The 14621-nt window shown below is 48.9% G+C and carries 16 protein-coding genes and 1 pseudogene; 7 read left to right on the top strand and 10 right to left on the bottom strand.

What is annotated here, in order from left to right; genetic code table 11:
- Both ACTHMC_RS16465 and ACTHMC_RS16460 read left to right on the top strand, forming a co-directional pair.
- A pseudogene (locus ACTHMC_RS16465) lies at positions 1-360 on the top strand (malate dehydrogenase); the annotation flags it as partial.
- Positions 361-644: 284 nt separating this feature from the next.
- Complete coding sequence (locus ACTHMC_RS16460) at positions 645-1016, top strand: VOC family protein (protein ID WP_440414658.1); 372 nt, start codon at positions 645-647, stop codon at positions 1014-1016.
- 45 nt (positions 1017-1061) lie between these two features.
- Here ACTHMC_RS16460 and ACTHMC_RS16455 read toward each other — a convergent pair whose 3' ends face one another.
- The 4 genes from ACTHMC_RS16455 to ACTHMC_RS16440 are packed head-to-tail and all read right to left on the bottom strand — an operon-like array spanning position 1062 to position 5363.
- Positions 1062-2057: a glycosyltransferase family 9 protein gene (locus ACTHMC_RS16455; RefSeq protein WP_440414657.1), complete on the bottom strand. Its 996-nt coding sequence runs from the start codon at positions 2055-2057 to the stop codon at positions 1062-1064.
- Between the two features lie 39 nt (positions 2058-2096).
- A complete protein-coding gene (locus ACTHMC_RS16450; RefSeq protein ID WP_440414655.1) occupies positions 2097-3329 on the bottom strand; it encodes an MFS transporter in 1233 nt (410 codons plus the stop codon).
- Between the two features lie 5 nt (positions 3330-3334).
- Complete coding sequence (locus ACTHMC_RS16445) at positions 3335-4069, bottom strand: DedA family protein (RefSeq protein ID WP_440414653.1); 735 nt, start codon at positions 4067-4069, stop codon at positions 3335-3337.
- Positions 4070-4100: 31 nt separating this feature from the next.
- Entirely contained in the window at positions 4101-5363 is a 1263-nt protein-coding gene (locus ACTHMC_RS16440; RefSeq protein WP_440414651.1) for a dicarboxylate/amino acid:cation symporter, read from the bottom strand.
- Between the two features lie 206 nt (positions 5364-5569).
- Here ACTHMC_RS16440 and ACTHMC_RS16435 point away from each other — a divergent pair, with 206 nt between their 5' ends.
- Together ACTHMC_RS16435 and ACTHMC_RS16430 are read left to right on the top strand one after the other, a co-directional pair.
- Positions 5570-7057, top strand: coding sequence for an amino acid permease (locus ACTHMC_RS16435; protein WP_440414649.1), 1488 nt, complete (start codon positions 5570-5572; stop codon positions 7055-7057).
- 138 nt (positions 7058-7195) lie between these two features.
- A complete protein-coding gene (locus tag ACTHMC_RS16430) occupies positions 7196-7918 on the top strand; it encodes a YebC/PmpR family DNA-binding transcriptional regulator (protein ID WP_440414647.1) in 723 nt (240 codons plus the stop codon).
- 76 nt (positions 7919-7994) lie between these two features.
- Here the strand turns inward: ACTHMC_RS16430 and ACTHMC_RS16425 are convergent, their stop codons facing one another.
- From ACTHMC_RS16425 to ACTHMC_RS16400, 6 genes are all read right to left on the bottom strand, one after another.
- Positions 7995-8675: a hypothetical protein gene (locus ACTHMC_RS16425; protein ID WP_440414645.1), complete on the bottom strand. Its 681-nt coding sequence runs from the start codon at positions 8673-8675 to the stop codon at positions 7995-7997.
- Positions 8672-9187 carry a hypothetical protein gene (locus tag ACTHMC_RS16420; RefSeq protein WP_440414643.1) on the bottom strand — a complete coding sequence of 172 codons (516 nt, stop codon included), beginning with the start codon at positions 9185-9187 and terminating at the stop codon, positions 8672-8674. Before ACTHMC_RS16420 ends, ACTHMC_RS16425 begins: the two co-directional genes overlap by 4 nt.
- A 95-nt stretch (positions 9188-9282) precedes the next feature.
- Positions 9283-9702 (bottom strand): hypothetical protein, encoded by a 420-nt coding sequence (locus ACTHMC_RS16415; protein WP_440414641.1) that lies wholly within the window; start codon positions 9700-9702, stop codon positions 9283-9285.
- An 11-nt stretch (positions 9703-9713) separates the two neighbouring features.
- Positions 9714-10025 carry a hypothetical protein gene (locus ACTHMC_RS16410; RefSeq protein ID WP_440414639.1) on the bottom strand — a complete coding sequence of 104 codons (312 nt, stop codon included), beginning with the start codon at positions 10023-10025 and terminating at the stop codon, positions 9714-9716.
- Between the two features lie 6 nt (positions 10026-10031).
- Complete coding sequence (locus ACTHMC_RS16405; RefSeq protein ID WP_440414637.1) at positions 10032-10646, bottom strand: trimeric intracellular cation channel family protein; 615 nt, start codon at positions 10644-10646, stop codon at positions 10032-10034.
- The gene (locus tag ACTHMC_RS16400; protein WP_440414635.1) at positions 10639-13032 is read right to left on the bottom strand and encodes an alpha-ketoacid dehydrogenase subunit alpha/beta; all 2394 of its coding nucleotides are present in this window, start codon (positions 13030-13032) and stop codon (positions 10639-10641) included. The genes ACTHMC_RS16405 and ACTHMC_RS16400 overlap by 8 nt, the downstream gene beginning before the upstream one ends.
- A 154-nt stretch (positions 13033-13186) precedes the next feature.
- Between ACTHMC_RS16400 and ACTHMC_RS16395 the strand changes: the two genes are divergently transcribed.
- From ACTHMC_RS16395 to ACTHMC_RS16385, 3 genes are all read left to right on the top strand, one after another.
- Positions 13187-13645 (top strand): DUF1573 domain-containing protein, encoded by a 459-nt coding sequence (locus ACTHMC_RS16395; protein ID WP_440414633.1) that lies wholly within the window; start codon positions 13187-13189, stop codon positions 13643-13645.
- A gap of 16 nt (positions 13646-13661) precedes the next feature.
- Entirely contained in the window at positions 13662-14099 is a 438-nt protein-coding gene (locus ACTHMC_RS16390) for a DUF1573 domain-containing protein (RefSeq protein ID WP_440414631.1), read from the top strand.
- Between the two features lie 95 nt (positions 14100-14194).
- A partial coding sequence (locus ACTHMC_RS16385) for an aminotransferase class I/II-fold pyridoxal phosphate-dependent enzyme (RefSeq protein ID WP_440414629.1) occupies positions 14195-14621 on the top strand: 427 nt, incomplete at its 3' end.

The raw sequence follows: 14621 nt of genomic DNA, 5'->3' as shown, positions 1-14621 counted from the left end.
AGTGTTCCTGTTACCAACTTCCTCAGCGAAGAGCAGCAGAAAACGATTGTTGCTGATACCATGGTTGGTGGTGCAACCCTCACTAAACTGATCGGTACATCCGCATGGTATGCACCTGGTGCTGCGGGAGCTGCGCTGGTGGAAAGCATTGTGCGCGATGAAAAGAAACTCTTCACCTGCTGCGTATCTCTCGAGGGAGAGTATGGTCAGAAGGATATCTGTCTGGGTGTGCCTGTAACAATCGGCCGCAACGGATGGGAGAAGATCGTTGATTTCAAATTGAACGAAGAAGAGCAGGCTCTTTTCAATAAGAGCGCTGAAGCGGTGAGAAGCATGAATGACGTGCTGAAGACGCTTTAATCTTTGTGCTATATTTTTTGGGAGCGCATGCCATAGGGTATGCGCTTTTTTCTTTTATGGGTGGTTTCAAGGGGTGGTTTCTGCGGGCTGTAAAACATACCCAGTCTGCAATAAGCATCCCCCACTCGCCCCCAGCCAACCAGGCAAATCTCAACAGCCGACTTCGCTCCCTCCCCCTCATCTCCTTTCAGCCGTCAAAAATCCGCCTTCATCATAATTATCGGCCTGTTCGCATGAGAAGCCGGGAATAAGTGTAAATTTTGGGGATTAGCAAAGCCTAATGTATGACAGGAAAAATGCTGAACTGGTTTGAGTTGCCGGTCGCCGATTTTCAGAGGGCGAAACAATTTTATGAAGAGGTCCTGAATATCAGGATGGAAACTGAAGATGCAGGCGCATACAAGATGGGATATTTCCCTTTTCAGAACGGGAAGCCCGCAGGCTGTATCACACAGGGGTACGGATGCATTCCGGATAATACAGGCACACTGATCTACCTGAATGGAAACCCGGATCTGAGTATTATCCTGGCAAGGGTGGAAAATGCAGGCGGCAAAGTGTTATTACCTAAAACTCCTGTAGGTAGTGATTTCGGCTACTTCGCACATTTTGAGGATACAGAAGGGAATAAGGTGGGTATTCACTCTGAAAACTGATATGCTGCTTCATGAGAGTGCGTACACAAACAGGTCAATCATCTCCTATCTTCTACCCAATCTCTCTTTCACTTTTCCGTATATGGATTCAGCGGTAATCAGTTCCATGCATTTGAAATGTTTTTTGGGGCATTTATCATAACCGATCTTGGAGCAGGGGCGGCAGCTCAGTCCCTTCACCTCCATGATATCGAAACTATTGGTCAGGGTGGTGGGATAATAGGGATACATGCCGAACTCAGGAACCGTATTGCCCCAGAGCGAGATGATGGGCTTGCGGAAGGCGGATGCGATATGCATCAGGCCGGTATCGTTGCTGATGATCAATTTGGACCTGCGGACCAGGTCGGCCGATTCATTGATATTGAATTTACCACAGGCATTGTAGATCTTCATGGGATCAATAGCTGCAATGGCATCTCCTTCTTCACGGTCTTCTTTCCCGCCCAGTAAAATGATGGGATGATCGATGATGGATACCAGCTCTTTGAGTTTGTGAAGCGGATACTTTTTTGTGTTGAGGGCGGCGCCTATCACCAGTCCGATATAACCGGCATGATGGGAGGTGGGAATATCTTCTTCTTTAATGTGATCTTTTTCGGGAATGAAATAGTCGAGCCCCTGACCGTCGTTCCGGATGCGGAATGATTTCAGGGTATCCAGATAACGATCTACGATATGCACGTCGGGCATACGGTTGATCTTGAAACTGGTGAGCAGCCATTTCTGGATATTCAGTTTGCTGAACGAGAAGGACTGCTTGCCGAGACCACGCTTTACGCGGAGTGTGCGCAGGTTATGATGCAGGTCTATCACGTAATCAAAATCTTCCTCTTCCAGATTTTCGATCATTTCATCCAGGTTATTATCGATGGTATGGATCTTATCGATATATGGATTGGCGGCAAGCACCGGCAGGAATGATTTCTTGGTAAGGAAATGCACTTCAGCTGTGACGGCCTGTTTTTTGAGGCAGCGTACAACTGGTGTTGTCAAAACGATATCACCGATAGAAGAAAATCGAACGATCAGAAACTTCATTGATTCAATATTATTGCAGGACCTGTTACCAGGGCCTTATCACTCTTCCACAAAATTCAGGTCTTTGCCGAAAGTCTCTTTTGTTAAAGCAGCGGCTGTCAAAGTTACGGCCATCAGAATGATGGCAGCATACATTCCGCCCTGAACATACCCTACGCCTTCCATGCCGCGCAGCCATTTGAAGAGCGGCAGGATGGCAATGGCAAGCAGACCGCGCACCATATTCGGAATGGTGGTTGCTGCAGTGGCGCGTAGATTGGTTCCGAACTGTTCCGCTCCCATCGTTACAAAAATGGCCCAGAACCCCGTACCGAAGCCGAGTCCGGCGCATACCCAGTACATGGCGCTGGCAGTGCTGTCCCAGAGAATGGTAAAGTAAAGTACCATGAAGAAGATGGTGATGCCATAAAACAGGAAGAGTGCTTTCTTGCGGCTTCTGAACCACTGGCTCACAAAGCCTACAACAATATCTCCCAGTGAAATGGCGGCATAGGCAAACATGATGGCCTTGCCGGCGTCCACTTCTTCTTTTATACCGAAATGCTTCGCAAATTCCTTGGAGAAGGTTACCAGTACCCCGATCACAAACCAGGTGGGCAGGCCGATGAGGATGGCCAGTACATATCTTTTCAGGCGGTCGCCGTTATTAAAGAGCATGAAGAAATTCCCGCGTTTCACATTCAGCTTTTTCACTTCATGGAACATGCCGGATTCGAATACGGAGATGCGGAGCAGCAGCAACGCCAGTCCGAGGCCGCCGCCGATGAAGTAGCAGGTACGCCAGTGGAAATTCTCTTTCACTATGAAGGCCACTACGGCGCCGGTGAGACCAATGCCTGCCACCATGGAGGTGGCAATGCCTCGCTTCTCTTTGGGAGTGAGCTCGGAAACCAGGGTGATGCCTGCGCCAAGCTCGCCGGCGAGACCGATTCCGGCTATGAAACGGACCATCGCATACTGGTCAACGTTGGTTACCAGTCCATTTGCAATATTGGCCAGTGAATAAAGAATAATGGAACCGAACAGCACGCTGAGCCTTCCTTTTTTATCACCAAGCATTCCCCAGAGGATACCGCCGATGAGGAGGCCGCCCATCTGCCAGCTGATGATGCTTTCTCCATCAGTGGTGAGTTGTTCTGTGGTAAGCCCCAGCGAGGTAAGGCTTTCCACGCGGATGATGCTGAACAGTAAAAGATCATAGATGTCTACAAAGTAACCGAGAGCAGCCACTATCACTGTTACGCTGAAGATAGAATTGGATTTCGATTGCATAGAACTTAAGCAGGAGTTTGGGGTGGATCGTTTGGTTTCTTTTTACTGAAAAACAGTTTCCAGATCACGGGAGCAGTGGTTACAAGTACGATACCGATCACAATCACTTCCAGGTGTTCCTTCAGGTCGAACTGGAACCAGTCGAGTATCCATTTCTGCAGGAAGTGGCCTGCAAAGAGCATACTGAATACCCAGGCGAGGCAACCGACGATATTGTAATAATTGAATTTCTTTTTTTCCATCTGCACGATACCGGCAATGATGGGAGCGAAAGTGCGGATGATGGGCAGGAAGCGGGCAACCACAATGGCGCCGCCGCCGTGCTTCTCGTAGAAGTCATGCGCATCATAAAGGAATTTCTTTTTAAAGAAGAAGCGGTCTTTCCAGTGGTACATGGCGGGGCCGATCTTTTTGCCGGTCCAGTATCCTACCATATTTCCGAGGATACCGCAGACGGAGATCAGGGCCCAGAGTACGAAGAGGTCTGCATATTCATTTCTTACGTCTCCCAGTCCGAATAGTTTGAGGAACTGGTGAGTAATGCCTGGTTCACCGGGTTTCAGCTCATGTGCATAGATGCCGGCTACAAATAAGAGGGAGTCACCGGGCAGGAAGAAGCCTGCAAAGAGACCGGTTTCTGCAAACACCACAAAGAGTAGTAACCAGAGGCCGCCGTTCTCGATATAGAATTGCGGTTGGAGCAGTTGAGACCAGTTAAAATCTAACAGGATCAGATGCATAAGATGCTTTGAATTTGTTTAAGCAAAGGTTTTAAGCCTGTGCTGTATCGCCGCTTTCGCCCGGACCGAGTTCGCCTTCCCATTTGCTCACCACACTGGTGGCCAGCGCATTCCCGATCACGTTGGTCATGCTGCGGAACATATCACAGAAGTGGTCGATCGGAAGGATAATGGCTACGCCTTCGGGCGGAATCCCGAACATGGCGCAGGTAGCCAGTACAATCACCAGTGATGCGCGCGGCACACCGGCAATCCCTTTACTGGTGATCATCAGCACCAGCAGCATGGTCAGCTGGGTGGAGAGATCCAGGGGTACATTGTAAGCCTGTGCAATGGCAAGGCTTGCAAAGGTCATATACATCATACTGCCATCGAGGTTGAAAGAGTAACCGAGGGGCAGTACAAAAGAAACGATCTTATTCTTGCAGCCGAACTTTTCCAGCTCTTCAGTGAGCTTGGGGAATACGGCTTCACTGCTGGTGGTGCTGAAGGCAATGAGCAGTGGCCCGCCGATCCTTTTCAGCAGGTCGGCCATCCGTTTGGGGCCCAGGATCAGGGTACCTGCTCCCAGTAAAATTACCCAGAGGATAAAGATACCCAGCAGGAAGAACAGGAAGTAAACGATATAGAATCTGAAGATCCCTAATCCCTTGGTGGCTACTACTGCGGTGAGTGCGCCAAATACGCCCAGAGGCGCGAAATTCATCACATAGGCCACCATTTTGAGGATCACATGGGAAACGATGTCCAGTGCCTTGATCAGTGGTTTCGCATAATCGCCCAGGGTAGTCATGGCTACGCCGAAGAAAACGGAGAATACCACCAGCTGCAGTACTTCGTTGGTGGCCATCGCTTCTATGACGCTGCGCGGGATGATATGTTCTACAAACTTTTCGAGAGAGAAGGATGAAGTGTTCTTCATCAGGTCTTTCACGCCTTCGGTATCAGCCTGGGAAAGATCGATGTAATCACCGGGGCGGAAGATATTTACCAGCACCAGTCCGAGCAGGAGGCTCATGAGCGATGCGGAGATGAACCAGAGGATGGCCTTGCCGCCTACCCTGCCCACTGCTTTCATATCACCCAGTTTAGCGATGCCCACTACCAGAGTACAGAATACGAGGGGTGCGATGATCATCTGTACCAGACGGATAAAAATCTTGCCGAGCAGATTGATATTCTTGGAGAAAGGCTTGATGAATTCCGGTGATGCATATTCGTGTATGGAATACCCGGCAGCAATACCAAGCACCATAGCAAGCAATATAAAGATCGTCAGCCTGTTCTTTTTCATGTTGGTCGTCTGGTGAATAATTGCCGCAATATAATACTTAAACTATAAAAAGCATTTTTTGCAAACCCTTATTCTCACTCGTGTACAGGCCGGCCGGGTTGGTAAATCTTTTAATTTGCGGAGATTAATAAATCCTTATCTTTCCGCCTTGTATCTTTTAGAACTTAAACCCATTCTTCATTTCAAAAAATAGATAACCGACTGTTATGAGTTTGTTCCGTAAAAAATCATTAACTGCTCTGCTGGCACAGGCTGCCGAATCGGATAAAGGGTTAAAAAGAACCCTGGGAGCCGGTAACCTGGTTGCACTCGGCATTGGCGCAATCATTGGCGCCGGGTTGTTTGTAAGAACTGCTGCTGCTGCCGGCGGACACGCAGGGCCTGCGGTAACTGTGAGCTTTATTATCGCGGCTGTTGGTTGCGCATTTGCCGGTTTGTGTTATGCAGAGTTCGCCTCTATGATCCCTATTGCCGGTAGTGCTTACACCTACGCGTATGCTACCATGGGTGAGCTGGTTGCCTGGATCATCGGATGGGCACTGGTACTCGAATATGCACTGGGCGCCGCTACCGTATCTATTGCATGGAGTGAATACTTAAATAACTTGCTGGGAGGCTCGATACCCTATGAATGGTGCCACTCGCCGCTGGAGTCTGCTGTAGACGCCGCCGGTGTGCTGCATACTGGTATCATCAATGCCCCTGCCCTGCTGATCCTCCTGTTGCTGTCCCTTCTCCTCATCAAGGGTACTGAAGAGTCTGCCTGGGTGAATGCAATCATCGTATTCGTAAAAGTGGCGATCGTACTGATCTTCATCGCCATCGGCTGGCAGTTCATCAAACCTGAGAACCACACGCCATTCTTCATCCCTGCCGATCAGCCGCCTGCGATCCTGCCGGACGGTTCTGAATATTCTTACGCACCCAAATTCAACCACGGCTGGTGGGGGGTACTTCGTGGCGCTGCCATCGTATTCTTTGCCTTTATCGGCTTTGATGCGGTTTCCACTGCGGCCCAGGAAGCCAAGAACCCAAAGAGGGACATGCCTATCGGTATCCTCGGATCACTGGTGGTTTGTACCATTCTCTACATCTTATTCTCTTACGTACTCACAGGTGTGGCTCCGTTCACCGACTTCCAGAAGTCTGGCCGTGAAGCCTCTGTTGCTTACGCTATCGAAACATACATGCATAACTACCAGTGGCTCGCTACTGCCGTATCCATTGCCATCCTGGCCGGATTCAGCTCTGTGATCCTGGTGATGCTGCTTGGTCAGAGCCGCGTGTTCTACTCCATGAGTAACGACGGTTTGCTGCCTAAAGTGTTTGCAGACCTGCACCCCAAGTACAGGACCCCGTACAAGAGCAACCTGATCCTGTTCGTATTCGTGGGCGCCTTTGCTGCTTTCGTTCCCGGCCACCTGGCGGGTGACCTGACCAGTATCGGTACCCTGTTTGCCTTCATCCTGGTGAGCGCCGGTGTATGGATCATGAGAAAATCTGATCCGAATGTACCCCGTCCGTTCAAAACGCCGGCTGTGCCTTTCGTATCTACCATGGGTGTACTGGTTTGCTCAGCCATGATCATTTCGCTGGACCACGTAACGCAGCTCACCGCCCTGGCCTGGATGGCTATCGGTCTGGTGATCTACTTCGGTTACAGTAAGAGCAGAAGCAAACTTGGAAAGTCTTAATTGCAAAAGCTTTATACATAAAAACGCTCCGGAATTCCGGAGCGTTTTTTTATAAGGGATACAAAGGTTATTTTTGCAACCCTGAGCGCAGGCTCAGGATAACCGTTTAATCAACAGAAACAAGCAATCTATACCAATATGGGTAGGATATTTGAAGTTCGGAAGTCCACCATGTTTGCCAGGTGGGACAAAATGGCGAAGCAATTCAGCCGGATCGGGAAAGAGATCGTTATGGCCGTTAAAGCCGGTGGCCCTGATCCTGCCACCAACCCGGCACTCCGCCGCTGCATGCAGAACGCCAAGAGCGTGAACATGCCGAAGGACCGTGTGGAAGCCGCCATCAAGCGCGCCAACGGTAAGGAAATGGAGAACTATGAAGAGATCCTGTACGAAGGATACGGACCTCATGGTGTTGCCGTGCTGGTAGAAACCGCCACTGACAACCACGTACGTACCGTAGCCAACGTAAAATCTCATTTCAATAAAGGCAATGGCACCCTCGGCAATAGCGGAAGCGTAGCCTTCCAGTTCAAGAAAATGGGGGTGTTCAAACTGAATCCGCAGGGACTGAGCCAGGAAGACCTGGAGCTGGAACTGATCGACTTCGGTCTGGAAGAAATGGGCGAAGGCACCGGCGAGAACGGCGAAACCGTGCTGGTACTGCGAGTAGGCTTCACCGATTTCGGCAATATGCAGAAAGCACTCGAAGAAAAAGGCTTGACTCCTATCAGCGCTGAATTGGAATGGATTCCCGGAACAACCGTTGAATTAGGGGAAGAGCAGGCACAGGAAGTGCTGAAACTGGTTGACAGGCTGGAACAGGATGAGGATGTTCAGAAAGTATTCCACAACCTCGCATAAGTATTACTGTTATAAGCAAAGAACCTCCGGTAGCGATGCTGCCGGAGGTTTTTGTTTTAAGATGTAAAATGAAAGGTCATCCGAAAATCTGCTGCAATCCTCCGATGATAAAAGGCACCCTCTTCTGCTCAGCAAAATCAAGATGCACGCCTATCCATTCGTAGATATAATTATTTGAAAGCAACTTTCTGAACTCTTTCTGCAGGTATTCTTTAAGCAGAGCAGGTGCATTGTCCATTTCTTGCCAGATTGCACTCCTGTAATTCAGCACGAATATGATATCTTCAAAATCACTGCTCAATCTTCCATCATTATCCCCGCGCCCTTTAAACGCCTCTAACTTTGAAGCAACAAACCAGGCTGGCTGAAAAATTTTTACCTTATAACTATCATCAAGTTGAATATCCATTGCTGTTTTGAAGCCATCCGGATACCACTTGTTCGAAAACCCTAAAATACTTTCGTCCGTAGGCATAACATCTACTACTATGCCATTTACCCGATATCTGCAGATCACTCCTGATTCAACATCATTTTCAAAACCTTTGGCCCTCAATTTTTTTTCAATGTCAGCATAACCGGAATAATTCAATATCTCAATGAGAATATCTACATCATCAGTAGGCCTGACTTCATTTGCAGGCCGGTCAGCATATAGTGCTACCGTAGCTCCTCCAACGAACACGACTTCGCTGGCCAATTCTTCAAGGGCGTTATAAACAGCCTTTATCCGGATGATGTTTTGGTATAGACTCATATCAATATCTCTTTCTTCAGCATATCCAATGCCAGTTTTATTTCCCTGACACGACCAACTCTGATAATATCAATTGCAGCAAGCCACCTGTAAAGCTTTTCATCACTCTGAACAGCTGCAGGTACTCCTTTGTGCAATGGAATAATAGATAGCCCCTTGATTGTTCCGTTTTCATCGGGCCATACGTAGTTTAATTCAGACTGAAAATGCTTTTTGAAATAACTGTGAGAGTGAGCTGTAGGAATGCCAGTAACAAAAGTCCCTGGAACCTGAGGAAACACGTAATGCAATCCATGTTCAATGAACTCCATTATCGATTGATGATAAACGTTACGTCGGGTCTGATCTATTAATCCACCAATATGACTTCGGTTCAGTGATTCTGCAATTTCAGAAACGCTGATATTTAATTGAGCAGACAGGTCCCTGTACTGCCATTCCTGTTCCTTAAGGCAAAGTATTTTAAGTAGGATGACGATATCCTGAGGCCTCATCCCATTGTGTGATTTCATATCATAAATATAACGCTTTCTGTTCGCGAATCGCGATCAGCGAACAAAAAAGGCAAAAAACATCCTATACTATTGATAATCATTACAATAATAGTTTAATACTCGTCATCAACATCTATTACAATGCTATTGGGGTTAGTGGGATCGTAGTCTACAAAGCTCTCATACCCGTCGCTTTTGGAGATAATATCCGGAGGATCGTCAGAATGCCTGTGCCTTGTGTAAATATTGGGAACTGCGTTCCTGACAGCTGCCGCATTTGCCTCATCCTGGAAGAAATATTCAGAAAATCCGAAATCATAGCCTGTCTTGATGTAAAAAAGTGCATTGATCTGACCAGGTCCCAGATGCAGGTTGATCCATTTTTCAAGACTGTCGGTTTCAAAATAAGCGCCGTCGAGAAGAACGGAAAATGGAAACTTGCCAAGCATTTCGTTCCGCCTGGTCTTATACTCCTCAGCATAATTACCAGGAGCATGTTCAGTAAGGAATAAGTCAAAGGAGTATATTTTCATTTGACAGTCTTTTATTTCCCTTCCACTTCTCCCCCATTCGCGCTCATCCCCTCTTCCATCTCCCTCTTTATAATCCCTTTGAACTTCTTCTCATTGTTCTTCCAGCTCACCACTGAAATCCCTGTCACCGTCAGAAACCCGATCACAGGCACCATCCAGATATAACCTTCCAGGTCGATACCCAGCATGGCGAATAAAAAGAATACCACAAGGGTGGAAATAAAAGTGCCGGCAATGATATATAGGGTGAGGTAAGGTCTTTGCCCTCCTACCCGCTGTTCCTCCCAATACTTGATGAATCTTCTCTCCTTTGCTGTTAACATGTGGAATTATTTGTTGTAACTCGCCGGCAAAGATATCTTATATCTCACAGCAATGATGCGGATCAGCACAATGAATACAATGGTAATGGTGGTAGTGTATTCCACCAGGATGCCCGTCTGCTTCAGGGCAAAGTACAGGATGCCACCTGCTATGCAGGCTGACGCGTAAATCTCTTTCCTGAAAATGAGGGGAATATTGTTGAGCAGCACATCGCGTATCACACCGCCGAAACAGCCTGTGGTGGTGCCGAGCGCCACGCAGATAAGACCGCTCAGTCCGGCTTCCTGCCCCTTTTCGATCCCCACCACTGTAAACAGGCCGAGCCCGAGTGAGTCGAAGAAGAACATGATCTTACTCAGCTGGCGCAGGTATTTGCCGAAGAGCAGGGCAGCAAGGGCGGTGCACAGGATTATCAGAGTGGTGGAATTGTCCTGCAGCCAGGTGACCGGCGTTTTGCCGATCAATATATCACGAACGGTACCACCTCCGATGGCTGTCACAAACGTAATGATGATCACTCCAAAAGGGTCTAACCTTTTTTCCATGGCCATGAATGCGCCTGACAATCCAAAGGCGATGGTACCGCCGGTCTCGATAATGTCGAGGTATATTTTATTCATTTACCATTTCAGTTACCACATCCACGATCTCCTCTGTGTTGGGCTTGCTGAAATAATCGCCGTCGCTTCCGTAGCTGGGCCTGTGTGCCTTGGCCGTGATGGTGCGTGGCGCCACATCCAGCCAGCGGTAACCGCCCTGTTTTTCCATCACTTCATTGAACATGAAACCACAGGCGCCGCCGGGTACATCTTCATCAACGAACACGATACGGTTGGTCTTTTTAAGACTATCGAGTATTGCATGGTGTGTATCGAAAGGCAGGAGCGTCTGCACATCCACGATCTCGCAGCTGATACCCTGTTTAGCCAGCACTTCTGCTGCTTCCTGGATCACGCGGAGCATGGAGCCATAACTTACGATGGTGATATCGCTGCCCTCGCGGATGATCTCGGGAACGCCCAGCGCCACGGTGTAATCCATGAGGTTGGCCGGCATCTTCTCCTTCAGGCGATAACCGTTGAGGCATTCCACCACAATGGCGGGATCATTACCTTCCAGCAGGGTATTGTACATACCGGCTGCCTGCACCATATTGCGTGGTACGCAGATATGCATGCCGCGGAGGGAATTGATCATCATGCCCATCGGGGAGCCGCTATGCCAGATACCTTCCAGCCTGTGACCACGGGTACGCACAATGATGGGGCAGCTTTGGCGACCCTTGGTGCGCCAGTGCAGGGTGGCTGCATCATCGCTGAGCGGTTGCAGACCGTATAAGAGATAATCGAGATATTGTATTTCAGCGATAGGACGCAGCCCGCGCATAGCAAGGCCGATGCCCTGTCCCATGATAGTGAGTTCGCGGATACCGGTGTCGAACACACGATCGATGCCGTGTTTGGCCTGGAGACCGGCGAATCCCTGGTTCACATCTCCGATCTTACCCATATCTTCTCCGAATGCCACCACTTTGGGATTGCTGCTGAACAGCGAATCAAAATAGCGGTTGAGGATTTCATAACCGTTTACCGTTGGTGCATCGGAAGCGTAGTCCAGGTGAGTGGTTTGGGTGAGTAGTGGGCTCTTCGGGCTTTCGTCGAACAGTTTGGAATCGTACATCTCATAGCCTTCAGCCTTGAGCTCATTGTACCTGGCGCGCAGTGCTGCTGCAGCGGGCGCTTTGCCGGTGTGCAGCAATACATTGTGCATCACGTGCAGGATATCACGGCGCATGGGCTCGCGGTTGGAGGCGAGTTCCTGCCTGTCTTTCGACAGTTCCCCGTGCTGGTCAAGACCGGCATTGATCAGTTCATCGATCATGCCCACTATTTCAGCAACCTGTTCTTTGATGGGGGTGATATATTTTTCCCAGGCGCGGTTCTTACTGTCGCGCACCATTTCCTTGGACCTGATCTCTACATTGTGCAGTTCTTCTTCTGTGCAGAGTTCATTTTCCAGGATCCATTCGCGGAATTTCTTGTTGCCATCCCAATCGCGCTCCCATTCCAGGCGTTCGGGGCTCTTATAACGCTCATGGCTACCCGAAGTGGAGTGTCCCTGTGGTTGTGTTACCTCTTCCACGTGGAAGATGGCGGGGATATGTGTGTCGCGGATCTTCTGGATGGCAGTTTCAAAAACTTCGCACATGCCTGCATAATCCCAGGCGCGTACTTTATAAATATCGAATCCATTGGTGCCATCTTTTTTCTGGAAGCCTTTGAGTGCTTCGGAGATGGAGCCTTTGGTGGTTTGAAATTCTTTGGGAACCGAGATGCCGTATCCATCGTCCCACACAAAAACTGCGAGGGGTACCTGCTGCACGCCGGCAGCATTGATGGTTTCCCAGAAATGACCTTCAGACGTGGAGGCATCACCGATAGTAGCGAAGCAGATCTCATTGCCTTCGTTACTGAGGTGGTGCAGGTCCTGAAGGGCTCCTGAGTTACGGAACAGTTTGGAGGCGAGGGCCATGCCGAGTGCACGGGGCATTTGTCCGGCAGTGGGTGCCAGTCCGGCAGCGATATTCCTGCGGTTCACCAGGTCAAGGAACTCTCCGTCTTCGGCAATCGTTTGGGTAGCGAAGTGGGAATTCATCTGGCGGCCGCCGCTGTGCGGATCGTTGGCCGTGTCGGGATCAGCATAGAGCTGGGAAAAGAACTCCTCAACGGTGGCCTGTTTTGAGGCAAAAGCAAAAGTTTGATCGCGATAATAGCCGGATAACCAGTCTCCTCTGCGGAAGAATTTGGAGGCTGCGATCTGGGCAACTTCCTTACCATCGCCGAAAATGCCGAATTTGGCCTTTCCGGTGAGTACTTCTTTCCGGCCTAAAAGGCTGGCTTCCCTGCTTTCGCAGGCCATACGGTAGTCGTTCAGCACTTCCTCACGGAACTTGTCGAACGATAATTTTTCGTTGGCAAACAATGGGTTGTGTATGGCGTTTTCCATGGGTCAAAAGTAGGTATTAAGAAGGTATTTTATATCCAAAACCGGTCAGAATTTGCAGATGTTAAAAAATTGTCATTAACCCTGAAATTTATTGGCAGTTAGGACGTTAAAAATGTAATTTTGAATACGTTACCATATCTAAATACAGATGGTTATGATTAAGAACCTGTTATCGCTTATCCTCGTTGTTACCCTGGGAGTATCCGCCCGGGCCCAGGCGCCGGCAAATGCAGCAGCCAATACTGCTGAGGTGCTGCAGGTAAAAGAAAGCGGATTCGACTTCGGCAAGATCCCTCAGGGAAGGCCCGTAACACATATTTTTGAGATCGTGAACACTGGCAAGACTCCCTTGTTATTGACCAATGTGCAGGCATCCTGCGGTTGTACCACTCCGGAATGGAGCAAGGAGCCGATTAAACCGGGCGCCACTGCACAGATCAAAGTGGGATATAATTCGGCTGCTGAAGGATACTTCAACAAGTCAATCACCATTCTTTACAACAACAATCAATCTAAAACGCTCCTGATCTCGGGCACTGTGTACAAATCACCCGTTACAGCCGCCCCGGTCAATGCGTCGATCGCCTTATTAAAAAATATTAACGGACAATAATCAAATTCAATCGAGTATGAAACATCTTTTCCTGGCACTCAGTGTGTTTATCGTATCAGCAACAGCATTCGCCCAGTCCCCCACTCAACAGAAAGCAGAAAATGCCGTGAAGTTCAAGGAACTGGTACATGATTTTGGCAAGATCAAGCAAGGTGTGCCCGTTACATACAACTTCGCGTTTACCAACATAGCTAATAAACCGGTTGTAATTGAGGCTGCTACTGCATCCTGCGGTTGCACTACTCCCGTAAAACCGGAGGCTCCCATTGCAAAAGGCAAGGCTGACAAGATCACTGCCGGTTTCAATGCAGCTGCACTCGGGCCCTTCAACAAAACCATCACTATCAAAGTGGCCGGTATCGATGCTCCCCTGGATCTGCGTATCACAGGTGAAGTGCTGAATGAAGTGGACTATGCAAAATATCAGAAAGAAAAAGGAAACAAGTCCAAATAGACTTTTACATCATTTGCGCGGGGTCTTCCTGTTGTCTTTGACAATACATGGGAGACCCCGCATTTTTTTGCAATCAATCACCCTATCTTTGCCGCATGTTAACGATTAGCCAGCGTGGCCAGACCATGCCATCATCCCCCATCCGTAAACTGGTTCCCTTTGCGGAAGCAGCTAAAAAGAAAGGAACGAAAGTTTACCACCTCAATATAGGGCAGCCGGATATTGAAACGCCTCCGCAGATCCTGGATGCCGTTCGTCATGCCGATTTCAAAGTACTGGAATACAGCCACAGTGCCGGTAACGAAAGCTACCGCCGTAAACTGGTTGAGTACTACAAGAAGGTGGGTATTGAGGTAAATCACAACCAGATCATCATTACCACCGGAGGCTCCGAAGCCATCATCTTCGGTTTCATGGCCTGCCTGGACCCAGGTGATGAAGTGATCATCCCCGAGCCATTCTATGCTAACTATAATGGATTTGCAGTGGAAGCTGAGGTGGTGGTGAAACCGATCACTTCTT

This window comes from Pseudobacter sp. (genome assembly GCF_051955275.1).
GTDB lineage: Bacteria > Bacteroidota > Bacteroidia > Chitinophagales > Chitinophagaceae > Pseudobacter.
Note: the sequence above shows the minus strand (reverse complement) of the source record. Positions and strands in the feature narration are given on the sequence as shown.

What these genes read in the sequence shown, in the direction of transcription:
- ACTHMC_RS16460 (WP_440414658.1), top strand. Translation starts at nt 645, where the DNA reads ATGACAGGAAAAATGCTGAACTGGTTTGAGTTGCCGGTCGCCGATTTT.
- ACTHMC_RS16455 (WP_440414657.1), bottom strand. Translation starts at nt 2,057, where the DNA reads ATGAAGTTTCTGATCGTTCGATTTTCTTCTATCGGTGATATCGTTTTG.
- ACTHMC_RS16450 (WP_440414655.1), bottom strand. Translation starts at nt 3,329, where the DNA reads ATGCAATCGAAATCCAATTCTATCTTCAGCGTAACAGTGATAGTGGCT.
- ACTHMC_RS16445 (WP_440414653.1), bottom strand. Translation starts at nt 4,069, where the DNA reads ATGCATCTGATCCTGTTAGATTTTAACTGGTCTCAACTGCTCCAACCG.
- ACTHMC_RS16440 (WP_440414651.1), bottom strand. Translation starts at nt 5,363, where the DNA reads ATGAAAAAGAACAGGCTGACGATCTTTATATTGCTTGCTATGGTGCTT.
- ACTHMC_RS16435 (WP_440414649.1), top strand. Translation starts at nt 5,570, where the DNA reads ATGAGTTTGTTCCGTAAAAAATCATTAACTGCTCTGCTGGCACAGGCT.
- ACTHMC_RS16430 (WP_440414647.1), top strand. Translation starts at nt 7,196, where the DNA reads ATGGGTAGGATATTTGAAGTTCGGAAGTCCACCATGTTTGCCAGGTGG.
- ACTHMC_RS16425 (WP_440414645.1), bottom strand. Translation starts at nt 8,675, where the DNA reads ATGAGTCTATACCAAAACATCATCCGGATAAAGGCTGTTTATAACGCC.
- ACTHMC_RS16420 (WP_440414643.1), bottom strand. Translation starts at nt 9,187, where the DNA reads ATGAAATCACACAATGGGATGAGGCCTCAGGATATCGTCATCCTACTT.
- ACTHMC_RS16415 (WP_440414641.1), bottom strand. Translation starts at nt 9,702, where the DNA reads ATGAAAATATACTCCTTTGACTTATTCCTTACTGAACATGCTCCTGGT.
- ACTHMC_RS16410 (WP_440414639.1), bottom strand. Translation starts at nt 10,025, where the DNA reads ATGTTAACAGCAAAGGAGAGAAGATTCATCAAGTATTGGGAGGAACAG.
- ACTHMC_RS16405 (WP_440414637.1), bottom strand. Translation starts at nt 10,646, where the DNA reads ATGAATAAAATATACCTCGACATTATCGAGACCGGCGGTACCATCGCC.
- ACTHMC_RS16400 (WP_440414635.1), bottom strand. Translation starts at nt 13,032, where the DNA reads ATGGAAAACGCCATACACAACCCATTGTTTGCCAACGAAAAATTATCG.
- ACTHMC_RS16395 (WP_440414633.1), top strand. Translation starts at nt 13,187, where the DNA reads ATGATTAAGAACCTGTTATCGCTTATCCTCGTTGTTACCCTGGGAGTA.
- ACTHMC_RS16390 (WP_440414631.1), top strand. Translation starts at nt 13,662, where the DNA reads ATGAAACATCTTTTCCTGGCACTCAGTGTGTTTATCGTATCAGCAACA.